Origin of the sequence: Streptomyces composti (assembly GCF_012034205.1) — a bacterium.
GTDB lineage: Bacteria > Actinomycetota > Actinomycetes > Streptomycetales > Streptomycetaceae > Streptomyces > Streptomyces composti.
The window spans coordinates 136,340-159,353 of record NZ_JAATEM010000016.1; the positions used below are offsets into that span (position 1 = coordinate 136,340).

Sequence of the window (23,014 nt, forward strand, 5' to 3'; positions counted from 1 at the left end):
CGTCTCATGCGGGTCACGGGAGCGGAGCAGGTGGAGGAGGCCGTCGCGGACTGCGTGGCGGCCCTGGGGGCGGTCACCGGACACGACTGGGGGGAGGTCAGGGCCGGGCGGCTGGAGTGGACCTGCCGGGAGACGGCCGTGCACATCGCGGAGGACCTGTTCGGGTACGCCGGCCAGCTGGCCGGGCGCCACCGCGAGGGCTACGCGCCCTTCGGGATCAGCCTCGAGGACGGCGCCGACGACGAGGGCGTGCTGCGGGTGATCGCCACCGGCGGTGCCCTGCTCGCCGCCGCCGTGCGCACCACCCCGCGCGCGGTGCGGGCCTGGCACCCGTTCCCGTTCCAGCAGGTGAACCGCGAGGGGTTCGCCGCGATGGGCGTCGCCGAGGTGCTGCTGCACACACACGACATCGCCGAGGCCCTGGGCGTCACGTACCAGCCGCCGGCCGGGCTCGCCGAGTTCGTCCTGACCCGGATCTTCCCGCATGTCCGGCCGGGCCCCACGCCGTGGCGGACGCTGCTGTGGGCGACCGGCCGCGGCGAACTGCCGGGCCGCGAGCCGGTCACCTCCTGGCGGTGGTGCAGCGCCCCGGTCCTGCGCACCGAGCGGCTCGCCCTGGAGGGCCTCACCCCGGCGGCCGCCGCGGATCTGTCCCTGGGCGGCGACGGCGGGTTCGACTGGGTCGCCTCCGGTCCCTGGGAGGGGACGCGCGAGGGCGCCGGGCTGGCGTTCGAGCAGTACCAGGAGGGCGCCTTCCGGCCGGAGTGGACCATGTACATGCTGGTCCGCCTCGAGGACGACCGTGCGGTGGGCGCGATGGGCTTCCACGGCGCCCCGGACGACACCGGCCGGGTGGAGATCGGCTACGACCTCGCCGCGGACGCCCGCGGCCGGGGCTACGCCACCGAGGCGCTGCGCGCGCTGGCCGGGTGGGCGGTGCGGCAGGAGGGCGTACGGAAGGTGGCGGCGGTCGTCGAGCGCGGCAACGTGCCCTCGCGACGGGTGCTGGAGCGGGCCGGGTTCGTCCGGGCCGGCGGGGACTCCGCCCGCCTCGGCTACGAGTTCCGCACCGACGGCTTCCGCGCCTGAGCGTCGCCCGGACCGCCCGTCCGTACCGCCCCCTTGCGCCTGCGCAGCCCCGACGCGTGCAGCAGCCGCACCACCTCGCGGCTGCTGACCTCCCGCGCCCCGGCGCGCACCGCGTCGGCGTACCGCTGGCGGGGGATGTCGTAGTGGTCGCGCTCGAAGGCGCGGCGCGGGACGCCGAGCCGCTCGGCGAAGGCGTGCAGTTCCTCGTAGGAGTGGTCGCTGACCAGATGGGACCAGAGACGGCCGTGGCCCGGCCAGACGGGCGGATCGATGTAGAGCGTCACGACGCGACCGGCCCGCCGCCCGTGGCCGTGCCCAGCGCGCCGACCGCCGCGACCTTCACACCGGCCTTGGTGCACACCCAGTGCGGGTCGGGCCCGAGCTCCGGTTCCACCTCCAGGGCGTGCAGGTCGCCGGAGCCGCACACCGGGCACAGCGGCCAGCGGCCGTACCGCTCGAGCAGGGCGTCCTGCACGTCCTGGGCGACGAGCCCGGCGAGATAGGCCGAGCCCTCCGGCCACTGCTCGACCCACCAGCGGCGCTGGGCCACGGACTCCTCGACCAGGGAGACCACGTCCGCCTCGGCCACCTCGCCCGCCACCAGATCGGCGAGCACCAGGGCGCGCGCCGCGTGCAGCGCCTGTTCCAAGGGGCTGACGCGGGCAGCGGAAGAGGCGTCGCCGGACGTACCGTGCGGGTCGGAGGGGCTCATATGCCTATTGTGCGCACTCTTGACCGCACCACGAAACCGAAAATATCTTTCATCTGTGACCAGTGAAGTGAAGGAAATTTTCGCGAGGGAGCGCGGCCCCGGCGGTTCCGCCTCCGCACCGCCCGCGCCCGCCGCCCTCGCGGCCAAGGTGCGCACGCTGGCCCCGTCGATGACCCGCTCCATGCAGCGGGTCGCGGAGGCCGTCGCGAACGACCCCGCGGGCTGCGCGGCGCTCACGGTCACCGGTCTCGCCGAGCTCACCGGCACCAGCGAGGCCACCGTGGTGCGCACCGCCCGCCTGCTCGGCTACCCCGGCTACCGCGATCTGCGCCTGGCCCTCGCCGGGCTCGCCGCCCAGCAGCAGTCCGGCCGGGCGCCCGCCATCACCACCGACATCGCGGTGGACGACCCCATCGCCGACGTGGTCGCCAAGCTCGCCTATGACGAGCAGCAGACCCTGGCCGACACCGCGGCCGGGCTGGACACCGTGCAGCTGGGCGCCGCCGTCACCGCGCTCGCCTCGGCGGGCCGGACCGACGTCTACGGCGTCGGCGCCTCCGGGCTGGTCGCCCAGGACCTCACCCAGAAGCTGCTGCGCATAGGACTCATAGCCCACGCCCACAGCGACCCGCACCTCGCCGTCACCAACGCGGTGCAGCTGCGTCCGGGCGACGTGGCCATCGCGATCACCCACTCCGGTTCCACCGGCGACGTCATCGAACCGCTCCGGGTCGCCTTCGAGCGCGGGGCGACCACGGTGGCGATCACCGGCCGGCCGGACAGCCCGGTCACCCAGTACGCCGACCATGTGCTGACCACCTCCACGGCGCGGGAGAGCGAGTTGCGCCCGGCGGCGATGTCCTCGCGCACCGGCCAGCTGCTGGTCGTCGACTGCCTGTTCGTCGGGGTGGCGCAGCGGACGTACGAGTCGGCCGCGCCGGCGCTGTCCGCCTCGTACGAGGCGCTGGCGCACCGGCACCGGGCCGGCCGCAAGGGCCCGTAGGGGCTCCGGACGCCGTGGTGAGCCGCGTACGGGTGGCGGCCGGCCGCACAGGTCCCCGCGCCCCCTGGGATGTCGCACCGCCCCCGCCGAGAAGAGACCCGAAAGAGCCGCCCCGCCCATGACCTCTGCATCCGACCCGCGTGATGTCCGCACGGAGCTGGCATCCCTCACCACCGAGGCCTACCGGCCGGAGCTGGCCGAGATCGACCGGCTGCCCACCCTCGAGATCGCCCGCCTGATGAACGGCGAGGACGCCACCGTGCCGGCCGCCGTGGCCGAGCGGCTGCCCGAGATCGCCGCCGCGATCGACGCCATCGCCGACCGGATGGCACGCGGCGGACGCCTGATCTACGCCGGCGCGGGCACGGCCGGCCGGCTGGGCGTGCTGGACGCCTCCGAGTGCCCGCCCACCTTCAACACCGCTCCCGGTCAGGTCGTCGGACTGATCGCCGGGGGCCCCGACGCCATGGTCACCTCCGTGGAGGGCGCCGAGGACTCGCGGGAGCTGGCCGAGGCGGACCTGGCCGCGCTGGACGTCACCGCCGACGACACGGTGGTCGGCATCTCCGCCTCCGGCCGCACCCCGTACGCCGTCGGCGCCGTCACCTGGGCCCGCGCCCGGGGCGCGCTCACGGTGGGCCTGTCCTGCAACGCGGGCAGCGCGCTGGCCGCGGCCGCCGAGCACGGCATCGAGGTCGTGGTGGGCCCGGAGCTCCTCACCGGCTCCACCCGGCTGAAGGCCGGCACCGCCCAGAAGCTGGTGCTCAACATGCTGTCGACGATCACCATGATCCGCCTGGGCAAGACCTACGGGAACCTGATGGTCGACGTCCGTGCCTCCAACGCCAAGCTGCGCGCCCGCTCCCATCGCATCGTCGCCCTCGCCACCGGGGCGGAGGACGCCGCGATCGAGCGCGCCCTGGCCGCCACCGACGGCGAGGTCAAGCCCGCGATCCTCACCCTCCTCACCGGCGTCGACGCCGCCACGGCCGCCCGTCTCCTGAAGGACACCGAGGGCCACCTGCGAGCGGCCCTGGAGGCGGCGGGGAGCTGACCGACGGCCGTCCGCCCCGCTCCCCGAGCGACGCGTCGGCCGTCAGCCGCGCAGCGACCTGCCCTGGCGCTGAAGCGCCTCGGTGAGAACGCGCACCGCTTTCGGACCGACGCCGTGCAGGGCCAGCAGCTCGTCCGCGGTGTGCCGGGCCACGTCGTCCAGCGTGGCCAGGCCCGCCCCGAGCAGTGCCCGCGTCGCCGGCCGCCCGATACCGGCGGGCAGACTCGCAACGGCCCTCGCCGGACGCGGCCTCGGAAACAGCCTCGGACGGGGGCTCGGGTGTGGCGCCGGAAGCGGCCTCGGAAGCGGCGAGCTGCGCCGCGAGCCTCCTGGGCGCCCGGCAGGACCAGGCGACCCGCACCAGGGCGTTCAGGGCGTCGTCGTCGATGCCGGCCGGCGGAACACGGAAGCCGATCGTCTTCCCGGCCCGGGTGATGCGCTCACCGGCCGGATGCGCCGCCAGGGCGGCCTCGGTCTCGTCATCCGGCAGGTTCAGCTGCACCTGGCCGTCCTTCGTCACCGAGGCGAAGCCCTTGCCCCGCACCGAGAAGGCGACCATGCCGAAGTGGGTGCCCTCCTCCGTCTCCGGGAGGGCCAGCGCGTATGTGCGCAGGTGCTCCCATGTGGTCATCCGGCCAGTGTTCCGCAGCGGTCGGGGCGGACGCGATACTGAAGCGAAGCCGACCACGAAAGACACGCCATGAACCACGCGCAGCTCACCGCACTGGGCCGGGCCCTGCGGGTGCTCGGCGAGCACGGCGAGGCGCTCTCCGCCGACACCCCGGACGCCCGGCTGCACGAGGTACGGGCCGACCTCAGACGCGCCCTGGAGCTGCTGGACGAGACCGTCACCACCGAGGTCCCCCGCACCCGCTGCCCCGAGCACCCCACGGGCCCGGTCGACGAGAGCGCCCCGGACCTGTGCCTGCTGTGCGAGACCCGGCGTCGCGCCGCCCGCCGCGCCGAGTACGCGGGACCCGCCCCGCGGTACCGGTCGCCCGATCCGGCCCCGTCCCGCTACGGGGTGCGTGGCGACCGCCCGCAGCCGCAGCAGCGGTGGCTGCCGGAGGCGTGGAACGGGCAGGCCTGGCAGCTGTGCGGCACCCCACGACGGGACCGCCGCGAGGCCGAGCTGTATCTCGCGGCCCAGCGCCGCGGCCCCCGGCCGGCCGCGGCGTACCGGCTGGTCCACGAGTTCACCGACTACGAGGTGCTGCGGGTGTGGGGCACCCCGGTGCGCACCGACATCGAGCCGATGGGCGGGCTGTAGTCCCCGGGAGCGCCTGACGGCCGCACTCAGAGCAGCGGGAGCGGCCGGAACTCGTAGCCGTCCCACAGGCGGCGGGAGGTCTCCTCCGGGTAGGGCGCGACGCGCGGCTCCGCGTCCAGTACCTGCACAAGGCGCCGCTCGGTGTCGTAGGCGGGCCAGCCCGGGTCGCCGGTGCGGGCGAACGCCGTCCAGGCGGCCCGGAACCGGGACGACAGCGCCCTGGCGTCCTCACCGGGCCGCTCCCCGGCGAACATCAGCATCCCCAGGTCGGCCTCGAAGGTGCCGAAGAGCAGCGGGATGTCCAGGCCGTGGCAGGCGCCGAGCGCGCCGTCCAGGCCGGGTGCCGGCCAGGTGAGTTCGTAGAGGTGCGCCCGTCCGCCGCCGGCCAGCTGGGCCTCGGCCAGCTTCAGGGTGGGCATGGCGAACACCCAGTCGGTCTGCACCCGCTCGTACAGCTCGCCCGGCGAGGCCCCGGGGAAGGCGGCGCGGTAGGCGTCGGCGCCGCCGGGGCCCGGGGCGTACCTGCGCAGCGCCCGGTCCGCCTGCTCGGCGGTGATCTGCCCGAGCCGGCCGCCCAGGGCGATGAAGAGGCGGAACTCCTCGCGGTTGTGCCCGGTGACCAGCTCCACGTCCCGGGCGGAGCCCTCGGCGAGCGCCTGCCAGGGCGTGCTCGGCAGCACCTCGCCGTCGACGACCGGCGCGTACGGGGTCCGGGTGGGCGCGGCCTGCCCCCAGCGGTCCACCAGGCGGGGCATCTTCGGGCCCAGCGTCTCCCCGGCGGCGGTCAGCTTGCGCGGGTCCACCGTCGACAGGTCCGCCGCCGTCGGCCGCAGCCCGGTCTCGGCGGCGAGCGCGGCACCCAGGTCGCGGGCGAGGGCGTCGGAGAAGTACGTGCCGGGCACGCTCTGCGCGATCGCCCGCCGGAACAGTCCCGCGGCGCGGGGCATCGCCAGGAGCGCCGCGATCGAACCGGCGCCCGCCGACTCCCCGAACACCGTGACCTGGCCGGGGTCGCCGCCGAACGCCGCGATGTTGTCCCGCACCCATTCCAGCGCGGCCACCTGGTCGAGCAGTCCGCGGTTGGCAGGCGCCCCCTCGATGTGCGCGAAACCCTCCATTCCCACGCGGTAGTTGAGGGTCACCACGACGACGTCGCCGTCCTGTGCGATGCGGCGGGCGTCGTAGCCGGGGCTGCCGGAGTGGCCCAGCCGGAAGGAGCCGCCGTAGATCCACACCATGACCGGCCGGCGGGCGGCCGGATCCGGTTCGGGTGTCCAGACGTTGACGGTCAGCCAGTCGTCGCCGGCGGGCAGGCGGTCCACGACGGCCCGCCCGAGCAGCGCCGCGTCCTGCGGGGGCGGCGGTCCGAAGGCGTACGCCTCCCGCACGCCGTCCCAGCCGCGCACCGGCCGGGGCGCGGCGAAGCGGGCCTCGCCGACGGGCGGTTCGGCGAACGGGATGCCGCGGAACACCGCCAGCTCGCCCTCGTACCGTCCGCGCACGGCACCGGCGCCGGTCCGTACGACGGGCTCGGGGCGGGCGGTCTCACCGGCCGGCGGCCGGGGCTGGGGCGTCGTCATCGGCACTCCTTGCGCGAGCGGGCGGGCGCCGCGAGGGGAGAAGCGGCCCTCGCGGCAGGGGCGTTCATACCTACCGGTCGGTCATGCATGCAGGACCGACCTTACGCCCGCCCCCTTCCGCCCGCGCGAGCGGAACGCGTCAGCTGAGCGTCTTCAGGGAGGCCGCGTCGTACGGCGTCAGCTCGTCGAACCGGCCGGAGAGCACCTTGGCCGCCCACTCGGGGTCCTGGAGCAGGGCGCGGCCGACGGCCACCACGTCGAACTCGTCGCGCTCCAGGCGGTCGAGCAGGTTGTCGATGCTGCCGAGGGCCGCGCCGGTGCCCTGGAACGCCTCGATGAACTCCCCGTCCAGGCCCACCGATCCGACGGTGATGGCCGGCTTGCCGGTGAGCTTCTTGGTCCAGCCGGCGAGGTTGAGGTCGGTGCCCTCGAACTCGGGCACCCAGTAGCGGCGCTGCGAGGCGTGGAAGGCGTCGACACCGGCCGCGGAGATCGGGGCGAGGACCGCCTCCAGCTCCTCCGGCGTCTCGGCGAGCCGGGCGTCGTAGGCCTCCTGCTTCCACTGCGAGTAGCGGAAGATGACCGGGAAGCCGGGCGAGACCGCCTCCCGGACGGCCGCGACGATCTCGGCGGCGAAGGTGGCGCGGGCGACCGGGTCGCCGCCGTAGGCGTCGGTGCGGCGGTTGGTGCCGGCCCACAGGAACTGGTCGATCAGGTAGCCGTGGGCGCCGTGCAGCTCGACCCCGTCGAAGCCGATGCGCTCGGCCGCGGCGGCGGCCTCGGCGAAGGCGGCGATGACGTCGTCGATGTCCTTCTGGGTCATGGTGCGGCCGGCCTCGGTGCCGTCGATGCGCAGTCCGGAGGGTCCGACGGCCGGCGCCTCGGGGAACGGGCCCTGGCCCTCCTGGCGCACCATGCCGATGTGCCACAGCTGCGGCACGATCCTGCCGCCGGCCTCGTGCACCGCCTCGGCCACCTTGGCCCAGCCCGCCAGCTGCTCCTCGCCGTGGAAGCGGGGGACCCGGCTGCTGCCCCCGGCGGAGGGGTGCCCGACGTACGTGCCCTCGGTGATGATCAGCCCGACACCTGCGGCGGCGCGGCGGGCGTAGTACGAGGCCACGTCCTCCCCGGGAACGCCGTTCGGGGAGAACATGCGGGTCATCGGCGCCATGGCGATGCGGTTCGGCACGGTGAGACCGTTGATGGTCACCGGACGGGACAGCACGTCGGCGGCCCGGGAGGCGGAGTCGGCGATGGTGACGGTCACGTGGAGCTCCTTGACGGGGGAGGTACCGACTGGTATGTGCGCGTGCATGCAATCAGCGCACGTGAAGGAGAACCAGCGCAGGGAGATGGCCATTCCGGCCCACCTTGTGATCCGAACCACACGCCCACCCCTCGCCCGGTCCGCCCGCCGCGTACCCCTTGACCTCAACCGGAGTTGAGGTCGGAGGGTCGGAGGCATGACGGACAACGACGCGACGATGCTGCTCTTCCGGAACACCATGCGCATCACCGAGGGCCATCTGGAGGCCTTCCGCGAGGCCATCGCCCGGGCGGTGGACTTCGCCGAGCGGCACGGGCCGCAGCTCATGGTGCAGACCTTCGTGGACGAGGAACGGATGCTCGCCCACAGCTTCCAGCTCTACCGGGACTCCGACGCGGTCCGTCTGCACTGGAAGCTGGCCGACCCCTACATCCAGGACGTGATGGAGCACTGCAGGGTGGAGCATTTCGAGGTGTTCGGCGAGCCGGACGCCGATGTGGCCGAGGGCCTGCGCTCGGTGCTGGGCGAGCAGGGCGAGCCGGCCTTCAGCCCTCGCATCGCGGGCTTCCTGCGCTTCGGCACCCATGCCCCGGCCGAGAACACCCCCTGACACCCGGCCCGGCGGCCGCGGAACGCCCGAGGGCGGCACTCCCCCTCGCGGGGAGTGCCGCCCTCGGCGTGGAACGCGGGACGTCCGATCGGTGCCGAGGCCGATCAGAAGTCCATGTCGCCGCCCGGCATGCCGCCGCCGGCCGGCGCGGCGGCCTTCTCCGGCTTGTCGGCGATGACGGCCTCGGTGGTCAGGAAGAGCGCGGCGATGGAGGCGGCGTTCTGCAGCGCGGAACGGGTCACCTTCGCCGGGTCGATGATGCCTTCCTTGATCAGGTCGACGTACTCGCCGGTCGCGGCGTTCAGACCGTGGCCCGGGGTGAGGTTGCGGACCTTCTCCACCACGACGCCGCCCTCGAGGCCGGCGTTGACGGCGATCTGCTTCAGCGGGGCCTCCAGGGCCACGCGCACGGCGTTGGCACCGGTGGCCTCGTCGCCCTCGAGCTCCAGCTTCTCGAAGACCTGGGAGGCCTGCAGCAGGGCCACGCCACCACCGGCGACGATGCCCTCCTCGACGGCCGCCTTGGCGTTGCGGACGGCGTCCTCGATGCGGTGCTTGCGCTCCTTGAGCTCCACCTCGGTGGCGGCACCGGCCTTGATGACGGCCACACCGCCGGCCAGCTTGGCCAGGCGCTCCTGCAGCTTCTCGCGGTCGTAGTCGGAGTCGCTGTTCTCGATCTCGGCGCGGATCTGGTTGACGCGGCCCTGGACCTGGTCGGCGGAGCCGGCACCGTCGACGATGGTGGTCTCGTCCTTGGTGATGACCACCTTGCGGGCCTTGCCCAGCAGGTCGAGGGTGGCGTTCTCCAGCTTGAGGCCGACCTCCTCGGAGATGACCTCGCCGCCCGTGAGGATGGCGATGTCGCCGAGCATGGCCTTGCGGCGGTCGCCGAAGCCCGGGGCCTTGACGGCGACGGACTTGAAGGTGCCGCGGATCTTGTTGACGACCAGGGTCGACAGGGCCTCGCCCTCGACGTCCTCGGCGATGATCAGCAGCGGCTTGCCGGACTGCATGACCTTCTCGAGGAGCGGGAGCAGGTCCTTGACGTTGGAGATCTTGGAGTTGGCGATCAGGATGTAGGGGTCGTCGAGGACGGCCTCCATACGCTCCATGTCGGTGGCGAAGTACGCCGAGATGTACCCCTTGTCGAAGCGCATACCCTCGGTGAGCTCCAGCTCCAGACCGAAGGTCTGCGACTCCTCGACGGTGATGACGCCTTCCTTGCCGACCTTGTCCATCGCCTCGGCGATCAGCTCACCGATCTGGGTGTCGGCGGCGGAGATGGACGCGGTGGAGGCGATCTGCTCCTTGGTCTCGACGTCCTTCGCCTGCTCGAGCAGGGCGGCGGAGACGGCCTCGACGGCCTTCTCGATGCCGCGCTTCAGAGCCATCGGGTTGGCACCGGCGGCGACGTTGCGCAGGCCTTCCTTGACCAGGGCCTGGGCGAGCACGGTCGCGGTGGTCGTACCGTCACCGGCGACGTCGTCCGTCTTCTTGGCGACTTCCTTGACCAGCTCGGCGCCGATCTTCTCGTACGCGTCCTCGAGCTCGATCTCCTTGGCGATGGAGACACCGTCGTTGGTGATCGTGGGGGCGCCCCACTTCTTCTCGAGGACGACGTTGCGGCCCTTGGGGCCGAGGGTCACCTTGACGGCGTCCGCGAGCTGGTTCATGCCGCGCTCGAGGCCGCGCCGCGCCTCCTCGTCGAACGCGATGATCTTGGCCATGTGAAGTGGTCCCTCCAGGACTGGGGGTGATTCCTTCGGACCGCGCCCGCGCCCGCGACGGACGGCTCGCACGCCTTGTGGTTCCTTGCCCCACCCGGCCTGCGGGCCTCACCGACCCGGTCCTTCCGCTGTCACTCTCACCTTCAGAGTGCTAACGCCCAATGATTAGCACTCGACCCATGCGAGTGCAAGCGCCCTCCGGGGTTCGGACGGGCTCCCCGCGGCGCTCGGCGGGGCGTCGCGCGCCCCGTATCCCCTGGTCCCGGCATGCCCCGGAGGGCCCGCCCCGGGACGGGCGAAGGGCCCGCACCCGGCGGGGTGCGAGCCCTTCGTCAGCGAACGATGCCTGCGGCTGGTAAGCGTTCAGGCGGTGACGCGAACCATGTCGGCCTGCGGGCCCTTCTGGCCCTGCGAGATCTCGAACTCGACCCGCTGGCCCTCTTCCAGGGTGCGGTAGCCGTCCATCTGGATCGCGCTGTAGTGGACGAAAACATCCGCACCACCGTCGACCGCGATGAAGCCGTACCCCTTCTCCGCGTTGAACCACTTGACGGTGCCCTGAGCCATGCCTAACTCCCCTATTACTGGCCCTTGCACAGATCCACACTTCGCGGATCCGGGTCAGACCTCACCCCCCAACGGTTGGGGGCGTGCGCCGGAACGCGTCGACCGCGGCTGAATGTATCTGTCCAACTGCCGTCTGCAACAGGTCAATCGGACGAGAAATCTGGACGGCGCCGGTCCGGAATGTGGCAAGAATTCACCCGAATTCAGGGCAAGTCGGACCGCACAAATGCCGCAAAAGCCGCGAAAAGCGCCCGCACTTTGGCCATTTCCAGTCGGACTGGCGGCGGGAATTCAGGGTGCCCGATCGCCGGATCGGGAGCGCGTTCCCCAACTCTACCGCGCTCAACCCCATGGAATTGCCCCCTCCGCATCTCTCACGGAGGGGGCAACACGGTGAACGCTCGGTAATCGATGTTACCGAGGGTAATGCCTGGCGGGGATCAGCCGCCCGCGACGGCCGGGATGATGGACACGCCGGCACCGTCCGGAGTGGCGGTCTCGAGTCCCTGCTCGAAGCGGACGTCGTCGTCGTTGACGTAGACATTGACGAACCGGCGCAGCTTGCCCTGGTCGTCCAGGACCCGGGCGGCGATCCCGGTGTGGTTCTTCTCCAGGTCCTCGATGACCTCGGCGAGGGTGGACCCCTCGGCCGTGACCTCGGCCTTGCCCCCCGTGTAGGTGCGCAGGATGGTCGGGATGCGGACGGTGACGCTCATGGTGTGGACCTCCGGTCGACTGACGCCTCAAAGGCGCGGGGAACTGCGTGGCCGGCCCGCACCGGCCCGCAGACGTACGTCGGGCGGCGCTCAGGCGAGGCCGGCCTCGCGGAACGACTCCAGGCTGGGCCGGATCGTCGCGGTGAGCCCGGTACCGGCCACCGCGTCCAGCGTCTTCAGACCGTCCCCGGTGTTGAGCACCACGGTGGTCTTCGACGGGTCCAGCACCCCGTTCTCGACGAGCTTGCGGGTGACGCCCACGGTCACGCCGCCGGCGGTCTCCGCGAAGATGCCCTCGGTGCGCGCCAGCACCCTGATCGCGTCGACGATCTGTTCGTCCGTCACGTCCTCCACCGCACCGCCGGTGCGGCGTGCGATGTCCAGGACGTACGGCCCGTCCGCCGGGTTGCCGATCGCCAGCGACTTGGCGATGGTGTCCGGCTTCTGCGGACGCACCACGTCGTGCCCGGCCTTGAAGGCGGCCGACACCGGCGAACAGCCCTCGGCCTGGGCACCGAAGATCTTGTAGGGCTTGTCCTCGACCAGGCCCAGCCCGATCAGCTCCCGCAGACCCTTGTCGATCTTGGTGAGCTGGGAGCCGGAGGCGATCGGCACCACGATCTGGTCGGGGAGCTGCCAGCCGAGCTGCTCGCAGATCTCGTAGGCGAGCGTCTTGGAGCCCTCGGCGTAGTAGGGCCGCAGGTTGACGTTGACGAAGCCCCAGCCCTCGCCGGCCGGGTCGCCGATCAGCTCGGAGCAGAAGCGGTTGACGTCGTCGTAGTTGCCCTCGATGCCGACCAGTTCACCGCCGTAGACCGCGGCCATGACGACCTTGCCCTGCTCCAGGTCGTGCGGGATGAACACGCATGAGCGGAAGCCGGCCCGGGCGGCGGCGGCACCCACCGCGCCGGCCAGGTTGCCGGTGGAGGAGCAGGACAGGGTGGTGAAGCCGAAGACGCGCGCCGCCTCCAGGGCCTGGGCGACCACCCGGTCCTTGAAGGAGTGCGTCGGGTTGCCGGAGTCGTCCTTGACGTACAGCCCGCCGGTGATGCCCAGCTCGCCCGCCAGGTTGTCGGCCTTGACCAGCTTGGTCCAGCCGGGGTTGAGGTTGGGCTTGTCCGCCACGTCGGCGGGGACGGGCAGCAGGGGCGCGTAGCGCCAGATGTTCGCGGGGCCGGCCTCGATGCGCTCGCGGAGCTGCTCGGTGTCGTAGGAGGAGAAGTCGTAGGCGACCTCGAGCGGGCCGAAACACTCCTCGCAGGCGAAGACCGGGCCGAGCGGGACGCGGTGGCCGCACTCGCGACAGCTCAGGGCCGCTGCGGGGCCGAGGTCGACATTCCGGGCGGACGCGGTACCCGTGGAGTCCGTGGAGCTTGCAACAGTCTGCACAGCCATGTGAGGCGAGGCCCTTTCTCCTCATCTTCCTCACGACGCATCTCGCCGTGAGACGGATTTGGCACCTTCCCTAGCCGGGAGCCTCGCCACGTCCGTGTGACAAGAACCGACTGGAGGGTTGCCGGGGCTTCATCGGGCCGTGTCCCTCTGCCCCTCTGGATGAGCGGTGTTCAGTTGTCCGCGCGGCGACCCCGGCATGCGATGGTCACGCGCGTTGTTCAAGACTGTAACCGACAGCCAGGACACTTGAGACAGCCGTCCGAACCGCGAGATGGATCACGACCAGTGAGGAGCCGACGACCGTGCTGGAAGAAGTCGAGCGCTGGCTGATCGACCGCTCCTGGTCCGTGACCGACCGGCCGCTGCACCGGATCCTGGCCGCCAAGCGGGCCACCGGGCAGACGGTGAGCGTGGTGCTGCCCGCGCTGAACGAGGAGGAGACGGTCGGCGACATCGTCTCCGTCATCCGGGACGAGCTGCTGCTGAAGGCGCCCCTGGTGGACGAGATCGTGGTGGTGGACTCCGGCTCCACCGACCGCACCTCGCAGGTGGCCGCGGCGGCCGGTGCCCGGGTGGTGCACCGGGACGAGATCCTGCCCCGGCTGCCCGCGGTCCCCGGCAAGGGCGAGGTGCTGTGGCGCTCGCTGCTGGTCACCCGCGGCGACATCGTCTGCTTCGTCGACGCCGATCTGCGCGACTTCTCCGCCGACTTCGTCTCCGGCATCGTCGGCCCGCTGCTCACCGAGCCGGACGTGCAGTTCGTGAAGGCGATGTACGACCGGCCGCTGGGTGCCGCCGCGGGGCAGGGCGGACGGGTGACGGAGCTGATGGCCCGGCCGCTGCTGAACCTGCACTGGCCGCGGCTGGCCGGCTTCGTGCAGCCGCTGGGCGGCGAGTACGCGGCCCGCCGCTCGCTGCTGGAGCGGCTGCCCTTCCCGGTCGGCTACGGCGTGGAACTGGGCCTGCTCATCGACGCCCTGCACCTGGTGGGCCTGAACGCCCTGGCGCAGGTGGACGTGGGGGTGCGCAGGCACCGGCACCAGGACGGGCAGGCGCTCGGCCGGATGTCCGCCGCGATCTACCGCACCGCCCAGCTGCGGCTGGCCCGCGGGCATCTGATCCGCCCCGCGCTGACCCAGTTCGAGCGGACCGGCGGCACCTTCGAGCCGCGCACCTACCCGGTGGACACCGAGGAGCGGCCGCCCATGGCGGAGATCACGGAGTACCGGGAGCGCCGGGTCGCCTGAGCGCCCGGGACCCGGGCCCCCGGAAACGCCGGGGGCGACGGGGAACCGGCGTGACGTTCGTATACGGCCGGGCTCCACGTTTGACTGTCCGGGGGCCGGGCTAGGTTGAGCTTTATGGCTTCGACGTTCGGTGCAGCTCAGGTGCTGGTGGCCTCGAATCGGGGGCCGGTTTCCTACGTGAAGGACGACGACGGCTCGCTGCGCGCCAAACGGGGCGGCGGCGGGCTGGTCTCCGGGCTGTCGGCGATCGGACCGGACGCGGGTGCGCTGTGGGTGTGCTCGGCGCTGTCCGACGGCGACCGCGAGGCCGTGCGCCGCGGGCTCGGCGAGGACGGCGTGCGGATGCTGGACATCCCGGCCGAGGTGCACTCGGACGCCTACAACGGGATCGCCAACTCGGTGCTGTGGTTCGTGCACCACATGCTGTACCAGACGCCGCTCGAGCCGGTGTTCGACGCGGAGTTCCGCCGGCAGTGGGCCTCGTACGAGACCTACAACCGGGCGTTCGCCGAGGCGCTCGCCGAGGAGGCGGCGCAGGGCGCGGCCGTGCTGGTGCAGGACTACCACCTGACGCTGGTGCCGGGCATGCTGCGCGAGCTCCGCCCGGACCTGCGGATCGGGCACTTCTCGCACACCCCGTGGGCGCCGCCGGAGTACTTCCGGATGCTGCCGGACGACGTCGCCCTGCAGATCCTGCGCGGCATGCTGGGCGCGGACCGGCTCGGCTTCCTCACCCGCCGCTGGGCGGACGCCTTCACCGCGTGCTGCGAGCGCTTCGCGGGCGGCCTCGGCGACACCAGGATCGGCGTGCACGGTCTGGGTGCCGACCCCGACTTCCTGCGCGAGCGCGCCCACCGGGCGGACGTCGAGGAGCGCATGGCCGAGCTGCGGCGGGAGATCGGCGAGGGCCGCCGCGCCATCGTGCGGGTGGACCGCACCGAGCTGTCCAAGAACATCGTCCGCGGTCTGCTCGCCTACCGGCAGCTGCTCGCGGACCACCCGGAGTGGCGCGAGCGGGTGGTGCACGTCGCCTTCGCCTACCCCTCCCGGCAGGATCTCGCCGTCTACCGCGACTACACCGCCGAGGTGCAGCGGGTCGCCGAGGCGATCAACGAGGAGTACGGCACGGAGGGCTGGCGCCCGGTGGTGCTGCACGTCAAGGACGACTTCGCCCGCTCGCTGGCCGCCTACCGGCTCGCGGACGTGGGTCTGATCAACCCGATCCGCGACGGGATGAACCTGGTCGCCAAGGAGATCCCGGTCCTCTCCGACCAGGGTGCCGCCCTGGTGCTGTCCCGTGAGGCGGGCGCCCACGAGGAGATGGGCGAGGACGCGATCACCGTCAACCCCTACGACATCTCCGCCACCGCCGAGGCCCTGCACGAGGCGCTGACGCTGTCCCCCGCGGACCGCGCGGAGCGCTGCAAGCGGCTCGCCGCCGCCGCCACCGCACTGCCTCCGGCACGGTGGTTCCTGGATCAGCTGAACGCGCTGCGGGAGGGCTCGTGAGCCAGGACGCGGCCGGCCGCCGCCCCGGGACCCCGGACGGGGAGGGCGCCGTCCCCGAGCCCGTCACCCGGGCCGGGCGCGAGGGCCTTCAGGCGCTGCTCGCGCGGCCGGGCAAGGCGCTGATCGGGCTGGACTTCGACGGGACGCTCGCGCCGATCGTGGCCGACCCGGAGCAGGCGCGGGCCCACCCCGAGGCCGTGCCGGCGCTGGCCGGGCTGGCGCCGAAAGTGGCCTCGGTGGCCGTGATCACCGGGCGCCCGCCCGAGGTGGCGGTGCGCCTCGGTGGCTTCGCGGGCGTGAGCGGCCTGGAGCACCTGGTGGTCCTCGGGCACTACGGCGCCGAGCGCTGGGACGCCCGCACCGGCGAGATCACCGCTCCCCCGCCGCACCCGGGCGTGGCTGCCGCCCGTGCGGAGCTTCCTGGGCTGCTGGACGGCGTGGGCGCCGCGCAGGGGGCCTGGATCGAGGAGAAGGGGCGCGCGGTGGCCGTGCACACCCGGCGTGCCGCCGAGCCCCAGACCGCGTTCGAGGCGCTGCGGGACCCGCTGAGCGAGCTGGCCGCGCGGCACGGGCTGATCGTCGAGCCCGGCCGGCTGGTGCTGGAGCTGCGCCCGCCGGGCATGGACAAGGGCGTCGCCCTGCGGGAGTACGCCCGCGAGATCGGCGCCGGCTGCGTCCTCTACGCCGGTGACGACCTGGGCGATCTGCCGGCCTTCTCCGCGGTGGACACGCTGCGCTCGGACGGCGTGCCCGGCCTGCTGGTGTGCAGCGGCAGCGACGAGGTGACCGAGCTGCGGGAGCGCGCGGACCTGGTGGTCGACGGCCCCGCGGGGGTCGTGGGCCTGCTGCGGGCGCTCGCCCGGCGGACCGGCTGAGCGCACCGGCCGTGTCCCGGGCGCGTGCCCGCTGGTCGTGCCCGGTCAGCGCTCGGCGCGCCGCCGCTCCCGCACCCGGCGCAGGCGGTTCACCGTCACCGGATCGTGGGCCAGGGCGCGCGGGTCGTCGAGAAGGGCGTTGAGGAGCTGGTAGTAGCGCACGGGAGACAGGCCCAGCTCCTCGCGTATCACGCGTTCCTTGGCGCCGGGGCCGGAGAAGCCGCGGCGTTCCAGCGCCAGGATGCCGCGCTCGCGGCTGCCCAGGCCGCCGGCCGTCGGTTCCTCGTCCATGCCCGCACCGTAACCCGTGCCGCTGACAACACCGGCGCCGCCGGCGCCGCCGCCCCCGTGCCGGGCGGCGCCGGGCGCGGCGTCACTGCCCGGCCCGGACCGCCGTCGCCTGCAGGTTGCTCAGCACGGTCTCCGGGTCTCCGCCCGGGGCGACCGCCTTGCCGATCTGCTTCTTCAGGGCCGCGTTGACCGCCGCCCAGGCGCGGTCGCCGACCGGGTACAGCTCGGAGGTGACCAGCTGGTCCAGGAACGGCTTGAGGTGCTTGTCCTGCTCGGCCTCGGCCATGGTCCGGGACGCGGAGGTGGTCACCGGCAGCAGGTTGTAGTCACGGGAGAAGGCGAGCACCTGCTCCTCGCCGTAGACGAAGTCGAGGAAGTCGCCGATCTCCTCGCGGTGGCCGTTCTTCTTGAAGGCCATCATCCAGTCGGCGACGCCGAGCGTGGCGGAGCTGCGGCCTTCCCTGCCCGGGGTGGGCACCATCCCGTACTCGACGTCGTTCTTCTCGGCCATCGCCATCAGGGAGGGGTGGCCGTTGAGCATGCCGACGTCGCCGGCGGCGAACGCCTTGAAGGCGTCGGCCCGGTTCAGCTTGCCCGGTGGGACGGGTCCGGTCAGGCCCTTGCCGACCAGCTCGTCCTTCAGCCAGGTGAAGGTCTCCACATTGCTGCTGGAGTCGATGTTGAAGGAACCCACCGAGTCGGTGTAGCCGCCCTCGCCGCTGAGCAGCCACTGCATGGTCTCGGCCTGCGCCTCCTCGGGGCCGAGCGGCAGCGCGTACGGGTACTTCACGCCCTTGGCCTTCAGCGCCGCGGCATCGGCGGCCAGCTGCGCCCAGGTGCGGGGCGGGGTGATGCCGGCCTCGGCGAACAGCTTCTTGTTGTAGAAGAGCACGCGGGTGGAGGAGGCGAACGGCATGCCGTACTGCACACCGTTGACCCGGCCCGCCTCGGCCAGCTGGGAGACGAAGTCGGCCTGGACGGGTATGGAGAGCAGGTCGTCGGCGCGGTAGAGGAGGCCCTCGGCGGCGTAGTCGGAGTAGGCGCCGATCTGCGCCATGTCCGGCGGATCGCCCGCGTCGACCATCTCCTTGACCTTGCGGTCGACGTCGTTCCAGGAGTAGACGTCGGCCTCGATCCTGACGCCGGGGTGGTCGGCCTCGTACTTGTCGATCAGGGCGTCCCAGTACTTGCGGGAGCTGTTGGCGGCCGAGGTGCCGTAGTCGGCGGCGACCAGGTGCAGGGTGACGTCGGAGGAGCCGGAGCCGGCGCCGCAGCCGCCGAGGACTCCCGTCAGTCCCAGAGCGGCCACCACCGCGATCGTCCTCTTCCCGACCCGTCGCTGCACTGCTGCCCGCCCCACATCCGGCGCCCCGCGCCATCCGAAAGTCTTTCGATTACCGGATTATGGTCTACACCACGCGAGTGGACTAGACCTCTCGCGGGTCCGGGGGTCACACTGTTCTGCGTGAAACATGTCATCGCCCTCGACGTGGGCGGCACCGGGATGAAGGCCGCCCTGGTCGGGGCGGACGGCGAGCTGCTGCACCGGGCTCGCCGGGCCACCGGGCGGGAACGCGGCCCGGACGCGGTCGTCGCGGACATCCTCGACTTCGCCGCCGAACTGCGCGCCCACGGCGCCGACCGCTTCGGCGTGCCCGCCTCGGCCGCCGGCGTCGCCGTCCCCGGCATCGTCGACGACACCCGCGGCATCGCCGTCTACTCCGCCAACCTCGGCTGGCGCGACGTCCCGCTGCGCGCGCTGCTCGGCGAGCGCCTCGGCGGGGTGCCGGTGGCCCTCGGCCACGACGTGCGCACCGGCGGGCTCGCCGAGGGCCGCATCGGGGCCGGGCGGGGCGCCGACCGGTTCCTCTTCGTGCCGCTGGGCACCGGCATCGCCGGCGCCATCGGCATCGCCGGGCGGGTCGAGGCGGGCGCGCACGGCTTCGCGGGCGAGATCGGCCACATCGTCGTACGGCCCGACGGCGCCGCATGCCCCTGCGGGCAGCGCGGCTGTCTCGAGCGGTACGCCTCCGCCGCGGCGGTGAGCGAGGCCTGGGCCGCGGCCTGCGGCGACCCGGGCGCCGACGCCGCCGACTGCGCCAAGGCCGTCGAGTCCGGCGACGCGCGGGCCCGCGCGATCTGGCAGGAGGCCGTCGACGCCCTCGCCGACGGGCTGCTCACCGCGCTCACCCTGCTGGACCCGCGCACCGTGATCATCGGTGGCGGGCTCGCCGAAGCAGGAGAAACCTTGTTCACACCGCTGCGGGAGGCCGTCCGGCGGCGGATCACCTTCCAGAAACTGCCGTCGCTGGTCCCCGCGGCCCTCGGGGACGCCGCCGGATGCCTGGGCGCGGGACTCCTCGCCTGGGATCTCCTCGCATCCACCGACCCCTCGGAGGTAACCACCTGATGGCCCCCACCAAGGTTCTGACCGGTGCCCGGGTGGTACTGCCCACCGGGACCGTGGACGACGGCCGCGTGATCGTCGAGGGCACGCGGATCACGGACACGGCCCCCGGCGACGCCGAGACCGTCGACCTGTCCGGCCACTGGCTGGTGCCCGGCTTCGTCGACATCCACAACCACGGGGGCGGCGGTGCGTCCTTCACCGGCGGCACGCCCGAGGACGTCCTCAAGGCGGTGCGGACCCACCGCGAGCACGGCACCACCACGGTGGTCGCCTCCGCCGTCACCGGCGACCTGGACTTCCTCGCCCGGCACGCCGGGATGCTGGCCGAGCTGGCCCAGCAGGGCGACATCGCCGGCATCCACTTCGAGGGCCCGTTCATCTCGCCGTGCCGCAAGGGCGCGCACGACGAGGAACTGCTGCGCGACCCCGACCCGGCCGAGGTCCGCAAGCTGATCGACGCGGCGCACGGGCACGCCGTGATGATGACCCTGGCGACCGAACTGCCCGGCGGCCTGGACTCGGTGCGGCTGCTGGTCGAACACGGGGTGATCGCCGCCGTGGGGCACACCGACGCCACCTACGAGCAGACCGTGGCCGCGATCGACGCGGGCGCCACGGTCGCCACCCACCTGTTCAACGCGATGCCGGTGCTGGGCCACCGCGCGCCCGGCCCGATCGCGGCGCTGCTCCAGGACGAGCGGGTCACCGTCGAGCTGATCAACGACGGCACCCACCTGCACCCGGCCGCGCTCCAGCTGGCGTTCCGCCACGCGGGCGCCGACCGGGTCGCGTTCATCACCGACGCGATGGACGCGGCCGGCTTCGGCGACGGCCGCTACATGCTCGGCACGCTGGAGGTCGATGTCGCGGACGGGGTGGCCCGGCTGGTCGAGGGCGGCTCCATCGCGGGCTCCACGCTCACCTTGGACCGCGCCTTCAAACGCGCGGTGACCGTGGACGGCCTGCCCGTCGAGGACGTCGTCACCGCCATCTCCGCCACCCCGGCCCGCCTGCTCGGCCTGGACGACCGCGTCGGCTCCCTGGAGCCCGGCAAGGACGCCGATCTGGTCGTCCTGGACGCCGAGTTCACCGTCCGGGGCGTGATGCGCCGGGGGGAATGGGTGGTGGATCCCCGACTGGGCTGACCTGTCCCGTGGCCCCGGCGACGGTGGCCGGTCCGAGGGGTGGGCCGGTCGCCGTCTGTTTGGCATGATCGTGTCTCCGGGGCCCAGGCAAGGCGCAGGCACGAGGGGGAGGTCGTCCCGGTGATCCTCACGGTCACGCTGAACACCGCGCTCGACATCACCTACCGCGTACCGTCCCTGCGACCGCACGCCTCCCACCGGGTCTCCGAGGTGACCGAACGTCCCGGCGGCAAGGGCGTCAACGTGGCACGGGTCCTCGCGGCCCTCGGACACCGGGTGACCGTCACCGGGTTCGCGGGCGGCACCGCCGGCCGGATCCTGCGCGACCGCCTGATGCAGGTACCGAATCTGACCGACGCCCTGGTCCCCGTCTCCGGCACGACCCGCCGCACCATAGCCGTGGTCGACGACCTCTCCGGCGGCACCACCCAGCTCAACGAGCCGGGCCCCACCATCACCCAGGCCGAATGGTCGGCCTTCCAGGAGGTCTACCAGGACCTCCTCGCGGGCGCCTCGGCGGTCGCCCTGTGCGGCAGCCTGCCGCCCGGCATCCCGGTGGGCGCCTACGCGGGCCTGATCCGCACCGCACGCGCGGCCGGCGTCCCGGCCCTGCTGGACACCAGCGGGGCGGCGCTGCGCCGCGGGGTGGCGGGCCGCCCCGACATCCTCAAGCCCAACGCCGAGGAACTGGCCGAACTCACCGGCTCCCACGAGCCGTTGCGCGCCACCCAGGACGCCCGCCGCAGAGGCGCGGGCACCGTCGTGGCCTCCCTGGGTGCCGACGGCCTGCTGGCGGTGACCCCGGAGGGCCGCTGGCGCGCCACGCCTCCTGCGTCCCTGCGCGGCAACCCCACGGGCGCGGGCGACTCCGCGGTCGCGGGCCTGCTCTCCGGCCTGGCCGAAAACCTCCCCTGGCCGGACCGCCTCACCCGCGCGACCGCCCTGGCCGCAGCGACGGTCCTGTCCCCTGCCGCAGGCGAGTTCGACCGGGAGGCGTACGAGGAACTGCTGGGCCGGGTCACGGTGACGGGCGAGGCGAGCGCAGCCTGAGCGCCATCCGGCGTATGACGAAGTGCCCGTAGACCGACGTGCCCCGGCTCAGCAAGATCGAAAGGGTGGCCAACGACCGCAGCACCCCGCACAGGGGGAACAACTCATCATGCGCACACGCCTTTTGGCTTGGCCGGCGCAGCTGTGCTCGCCACGCTGCCGCTGACCGCAACAACGGCCACTGCCGCGACCAAGTGCGCCAGCGGCAAGATCTGCACGTGGAGCAAGCCCGGGTTCGGGGGCACGAAACACACCTATGGCAAGGACAGCGGCTGCTGTCCGCGCAGCGGCCGGTCGGTCTCCGACCAGAGCAACAAGGTCGTCACGCTCTGCAAGGACGCTTCCTGTTACGGATCCCGCTTCGACATCGAGCCGGGCCACTACTCGGAGAAGACCCCGTGGCCAGTGAAGAGCATGGCCGTCTGGGGGTGACCTACATCAGGCCCGAGGTCCGTTGCGTGAGACATCGGCTGTGGCCGCCGCAGATCCGGTAGCCACAGCTGCTTCATCCGTCAGTTCGGTGGTTGTTCCGCGAGCCAGAACTGGTCGAGATTGGCGTTGCACCGGTTGCCCTGGTTGCAGACGACCTCGATGGTGTTCGTGCCCTCTGTCAGGTTCACGTTGGCCCAGGTAGTCTGCCAGCCCTTTTCCCAGTCCCCCTTGGGCGTGCGACCGAAGTTCTCCATGTTCAGCGGGCGGGATTCGGGCTTGCCGTTGACCACCAGGGTGGCATTGGCATCCACGCCGGGGATGCCGTAGCGGGCGTAGAAGCGATAGGTGCCGGCCTTCTCGATGCCATTGATGGTCCACACGACCTTGGCGCCGACCTTGTTGAAGCCCGCGACGTAGACTCCCCCGTCCGCCTTCGCGCCCTTGATGTCCGACGCCGTGACCGCCCCGCCCTCCAGGCGGAGTGCCTTCGCATCGATCTTGGGAAGTTCGACCTCGTTGTCCTTCCCGCTCTCGCTCGCCGACGGAGTCGGGTCCTCCGGCTGGGACTGGCTCGGGGTGGAGCCCGCCTCGTTGCCGGTGCCGCCCTCCTCCTTGTCGCCGCCGATCATGGCGACGCCGATGCCGATGACGACCGCGGCGACCACCGCGATCGCGCCGATCAGCAGGCCCTTGGTGTTGGGGCCGCGGCCCCGGCCGCCGCCGGTGCCGCCGCCGTACGGCTGCTGCGCGGTGTGTGCCGGAGGCGCGCCCCCCGGCAGCGTCTCCGGGGCGGCGTAGTGCGGGTTCGGCTGGCCGTAGGCGCCCTGCTGCTGCGGTATCTGCGCGGCGGGACCGGTGCCCTGCTGGCCGTACTGGCGTGTGCCGACCGCCCGCACGCGGTTGACCGAGTTCGGGTAGCCGTAGCCACCGGACGGCGGCTGGGCCCCGTTGGCCTGGCCGTCGGCGTAGAGGTAGCCGAACGGGTCGTCGTCCTCGGGCGTGCTCGCGCCGTTGTTGCCGGGCGTCATCCCTTGGTGCTCCTAGCTGCGGATCGGGTGCGGATGC

The 23,014-nt window shown here is 72.7% G+C and carries 24 protein-coding genes, 1 pseudogene and 1 riboswitch; of the genes and pseudogenes, 12 read left to right on the forward strand and 13 right to left on the reverse strand.

All coding sequences use genetic code 11. From position 1 onward, the window contains the following. Positions 1-6: 6 nt before the first annotated feature. Positions 7-1,089, forward strand: coding sequence for a GNAT family N-acetyltransferase (locus tag HCJ93_RS15220; protein WP_206317445.1), 1,083 nt, complete (start codon positions 7-9; stop codon positions 1,087-1,089). Here HCJ93_RS15220 and HCJ93_RS15225 read toward each other — a convergent pair. Both HCJ93_RS15225 and HCJ93_RS15230 read right to left on the reverse strand, forming a co-directional pair. Then, positions 1,056-1,373, reverse strand: a complete 318-nt coding sequence (locus HCJ93_RS15225) for a DUF4031 domain-containing protein (protein ID WP_167996226.1) — start codon at positions 1,371-1,373, stop codon at positions 1,056-1,058. The genes HCJ93_RS15220 and HCJ93_RS15225 overlap by 34 nt on opposite strands. Next, complete coding sequence (locus HCJ93_RS15230; RefSeq protein ID WP_167996227.1) at positions 1,370-1,801, reverse strand: DUF8819 family protein; 432 nt, start codon at positions 1,799-1,801, stop codon at positions 1,370-1,372. Before HCJ93_RS15230 ends, HCJ93_RS15225 begins: the two co-directional genes overlap by 4 nt. Before the next feature lie 55 nt (positions 1,802-1,856). Between HCJ93_RS15230 and HCJ93_RS15235 the strand changes: the two genes are divergently transcribed. Next, on the forward strand, positions 1,857-2,804 hold the full coding sequence (locus tag HCJ93_RS15235) for a MurR/RpiR family transcriptional regulator (RefSeq protein WP_167996228.1): 948 nt from the start codon (positions 1,857-1,859) through the stop codon (positions 2,802-2,804). 118 nt (positions 2,805-2,922) lie between these two features. Beyond that, positions 2,923-3,858 carry an N-acetylmuramic acid 6-phosphate etherase gene (murQ, locus tag HCJ93_RS15240; RefSeq protein ID WP_167996229.1) on the forward strand — a complete coding sequence of 312 codons (936 nt, stop codon included), beginning with the start codon at positions 2,923-2,925 and terminating at the stop codon, positions 3,856-3,858. A 42-nt stretch (positions 3,859-3,900) separates the two neighbouring features. Here the strand turns inward: murQ and HCJ93_RS15245 are convergent, their stop codons facing one another. Beyond that, positions 3,901-4,011 (reverse strand): helix-hairpin-helix domain-containing protein, encoded by a 111-nt coding sequence (locus tag HCJ93_RS15245; protein WP_309141409.1) that lies wholly within the window; start codon positions 4,009-4,011, stop codon positions 3,901-3,903. A 250-nt stretch (positions 4,012-4,261) separates the two neighbouring features. Then, a pseudogene (locus HCJ93_RS30180) lies at positions 4,262-4,489 on the reverse strand (MmcQ/YjbR family DNA-binding protein); the annotation flags it as partial. A 69-nt stretch (positions 4,490-4,558) separates the two neighbouring features. Between HCJ93_RS30180 and HCJ93_RS15250 the strand changes: the two are divergent. Beyond that, complete coding sequence (locus HCJ93_RS15250) at positions 4,559-5,128, forward strand: hypothetical protein (protein ID WP_167996230.1); 570 nt, start codon at positions 4,559-4,561, stop codon at positions 5,126-5,128. Positions 5,129-5,154: 26 nt separating this feature from the next. On the opposite strand, the gene HCJ93_RS15255 is transcribed toward HCJ93_RS15250, so the two are convergent. Both HCJ93_RS15255 and HCJ93_RS15260 read right to left on the reverse strand, forming a co-directional pair. Beyond that, positions 5,155-6,708: a carboxylesterase/lipase family protein gene (locus HCJ93_RS15255; RefSeq protein ID WP_167996231.1), complete on the reverse strand. Its 1,554-nt coding sequence runs from the start codon at positions 6,706-6,708 to the stop codon at positions 5,155-5,157. Between the two features lie 139 nt (positions 6,709-6,847). Beyond that, a complete protein-coding gene (locus HCJ93_RS15260; RefSeq protein ID WP_309141410.1) occupies positions 6,848-7,975 on the reverse strand; it encodes an NADH:flavin oxidoreductase in 1,128 nt (375 codons plus the stop codon). Between the two features lie 196 nt (positions 7,976-8,171). On the opposite strand from HCJ93_RS15260, the gene HCJ93_RS15265 reads away from it, so the two are divergent. Next, the gene (locus HCJ93_RS15265; RefSeq protein WP_167996232.1) at positions 8,172-8,585 is read left to right on the forward strand and encodes a hypothetical protein; all 414 of its coding nucleotides are present in this window, start codon (positions 8,172-8,174) and stop codon (positions 8,583-8,585) included. Between the two features lie 104 nt (positions 8,586-8,689). Here the strand turns inward: HCJ93_RS15265 and groL are convergent, their stop codons facing one another. From groL to thrC, 4 genes are all read right to left on the reverse strand, one after another. Continuing rightward, a complete protein-coding gene (groL, locus tag HCJ93_RS15270) occupies positions 8,690-10,312 on the reverse strand; it encodes a chaperonin GroEL (protein WP_167996233.1) in 1,623 nt (540 codons plus the stop codon). Positions 10,313-10,675: 363 nt separating this feature from the next. Further along, positions 10,676-10,879 carry a cold-shock protein gene (locus HCJ93_RS15275; RefSeq protein ID WP_004986573.1) on the reverse strand — a complete coding sequence of 68 codons (204 nt, stop codon included), beginning with the start codon at positions 10,877-10,879 and terminating at the stop codon, positions 10,676-10,678. A gap of 440 nt (positions 10,880-11,319) precedes the next feature. Next, on the reverse strand, positions 11,320-11,595 hold the full coding sequence (locus HCJ93_RS15280) for a MoaD/ThiS family protein (RefSeq protein WP_167996234.1): 276 nt from the start codon (positions 11,593-11,595) through the stop codon (positions 11,320-11,322). Positions 11,596-11,685: 90 nt separating this feature from the next. After that, complete coding sequence (gene thrC / locus HCJ93_RS15285) at positions 11,686-12,990, reverse strand: threonine synthase (RefSeq protein WP_167996235.1); 1,305 nt, start codon at positions 12,988-12,990, stop codon at positions 11,686-11,688. Between the two features lie 18 nt (positions 12,991-13,008). Beyond that, positions 13,009-13,156, reverse strand: a riboswitch (SAM riboswitch). 136 nt (positions 13,157-13,292) lie between these two features. Between thrC and HCJ93_RS15290 the strand changes: the two genes are divergently transcribed. The 3 genes from HCJ93_RS15290 (at position 13,293) to otsB (ending at position 16,621) form a co-directional block, all read left to right on the forward strand. After that, positions 13,293-14,237: a glucosyl-3-phosphoglycerate synthase gene (locus HCJ93_RS15290; RefSeq protein ID WP_167996236.1), complete on the forward strand. Its 945-nt coding sequence runs from the start codon at positions 13,293-13,295 to the stop codon at positions 14,235-14,237. 114 nt (positions 14,238-14,351) lie between these two features. Next, positions 14,352-15,746, forward strand: a complete 1,395-nt coding sequence (locus tag HCJ93_RS15295; RefSeq protein ID WP_167996237.1) for an alpha,alpha-trehalose-phosphate synthase (UDP-forming) — start codon at positions 14,352-14,354, stop codon at positions 15,744-15,746. Continuing rightward, a complete protein-coding gene (otsB, locus tag HCJ93_RS15300; protein WP_167996238.1) occupies positions 15,743-16,621 on the forward strand; it encodes a trehalose-phosphatase in 879 nt (292 codons plus the stop codon). The genes HCJ93_RS15295 and otsB overlap by 4 nt, the downstream gene beginning before the upstream one ends. Before the next feature lie 45 nt (positions 16,622-16,666). Here the strand turns inward: otsB and HCJ93_RS15305 are convergent, their stop codons facing one another. Further along, positions 16,667-16,912, reverse strand: a complete 246-nt coding sequence (locus HCJ93_RS15305) for a DUF3263 domain-containing protein (protein ID WP_167996239.1) — start codon at positions 16,910-16,912, stop codon at positions 16,667-16,669. An 82-nt stretch (positions 16,913-16,994) separates the two neighbouring features. Beyond that, positions 16,995-18,257, reverse strand: a complete 1,263-nt coding sequence (locus tag HCJ93_RS15310) for an extracellular solute-binding protein (RefSeq protein ID WP_167996240.1) — start codon at positions 18,255-18,257, stop codon at positions 16,995-16,997. A gap of 120 nt (positions 18,258-18,377) precedes the next feature. On the opposite strand from HCJ93_RS15310, the gene HCJ93_RS15315 reads away from it, so the two are divergent. From HCJ93_RS15315 to HCJ93_RS15330, 4 genes are all read left to right on the forward strand, one after another. Next, complete coding sequence (locus HCJ93_RS15315) at positions 18,378-19,322, forward strand: ROK family protein (RefSeq protein WP_167996241.1); 945 nt, start codon at positions 18,378-18,380, stop codon at positions 19,320-19,322. After that, complete coding sequence (nagA, locus tag HCJ93_RS15320; protein ID WP_167996242.1) at positions 19,322-20,467, forward strand: N-acetylglucosamine-6-phosphate deacetylase; 1,146 nt, start codon at positions 19,322-19,324, stop codon at positions 20,465-20,467. Before HCJ93_RS15315 ends, nagA begins: the two co-directional genes overlap by 1 nt. A gap of 120 nt (positions 20,468-20,587) precedes the next feature. Further along, positions 20,588-21,517: a 1-phosphofructokinase family hexose kinase gene (locus tag HCJ93_RS15325; RefSeq protein ID WP_167996243.1), complete on the forward strand. Its 930-nt coding sequence runs from the start codon at positions 20,588-20,590 to the stop codon at positions 21,515-21,517. Between the two features lie 129 nt (positions 21,518-21,646). After that, positions 21,647-21,949 carry a peptidase inhibitor family I36 protein gene (locus HCJ93_RS15330; protein ID WP_167996244.1) on the forward strand — a complete coding sequence of 101 codons (303 nt, stop codon included), beginning with the start codon at positions 21,647-21,649 and terminating at the stop codon, positions 21,947-21,949. 80 nt (positions 21,950-22,029) lie between these two features. On the opposite strand, the gene HCJ93_RS15335 is transcribed toward HCJ93_RS15330, so the two are convergent. Further along, positions 22,030-22,977 (reverse strand): carbohydrate-binding protein, encoded by a 948-nt coding sequence (locus HCJ93_RS15335; protein ID WP_167996245.1) that lies wholly within the window; start codon positions 22,975-22,977, stop codon positions 22,030-22,032. Between the last annotated feature and the right edge of the window lie 37 nt (positions 22,978-23,014).

Coding starts and splice junctions, on each gene's coding strand:
- HCJ93_RS15275 (WP_004986573.1), bottom strand. CDS start 10,879: ATGGCTCAGGGCACCGTCAAGTGGTTCAACGCGGAGAAGGGGTACGGC.
- HCJ93_RS15265 (WP_167996232.1), top strand. CDS start 8,172: ATGACGGACAACGACGCGACGATGCTGCTCTTCCGGAACACCATGCGC.
- HCJ93_RS15305 (WP_167996239.1), bottom strand. CDS start 16,912: ATGGACGAGGAACCGACGGCCGGCGGCCTGGGCAGCCGCGAGCGCGGC.
- nagA (WP_167996242.1), top strand. CDS start 19,322: ATGGCCCCCACCAAGGTTCTGACCGGTGCCCGGGTGGTACTGCCCACC.
- HCJ93_RS15255 (WP_167996231.1), bottom strand. CDS start 6,708: ATGACGACGCCCCAGCCCCGGCCGCCGGCCGGTGAGACCGCCCGCCCC.
- HCJ93_RS15220 (WP_206317445.1), top strand. CDS start 7: ATGCGGGTCACGGGAGCGGAGCAGGTGGAGGAGGCCGTCGCGGACTGC.
- HCJ93_RS15280 (WP_167996234.1), bottom strand. CDS start 11,595: ATGAGCGTCACCGTCCGCATCCCGACCATCCTGCGCACCTACACGGGG.
- thrC (WP_167996235.1), bottom strand. CDS start 12,990: ATGGCTGTGCAGACTGTTGCAAGCTCCACGGACTCCACGGGTACCGCG.
- HCJ93_RS15250 (WP_167996230.1), top strand. CDS start 4,559: ATGAACCACGCGCAGCTCACCGCACTGGGCCGGGCCCTGCGGGTGCTC.
- groL (WP_167996233.1), bottom strand. CDS start 10,312: ATGGCCAAGATCATCGCGTTCGACGAGGAGGCGCGGCGCGGCCTCGAG.
- murQ (WP_167996229.1), top strand. CDS start 2,923: ATGACCTCTGCATCCGACCCGCGTGATGTCCGCACGGAGCTGGCATCC.
- HCJ93_RS15295 (WP_167996237.1), top strand. CDS start 14,352: ATGGCTTCGACGTTCGGTGCAGCTCAGGTGCTGGTGGCCTCGAATCGG.
- HCJ93_RS15335 (WP_167996245.1), bottom strand. CDS start 22,977: ATGACGCCCGGCAACAACGGCGCGAGCACGCCCGAGGACGACGACCCG.
- HCJ93_RS15230 (WP_167996227.1), bottom strand. CDS start 1,801: ATGAGCCCCTCCGACCCGCACGGTACGTCCGGCGACGCCTCTTCCGCT.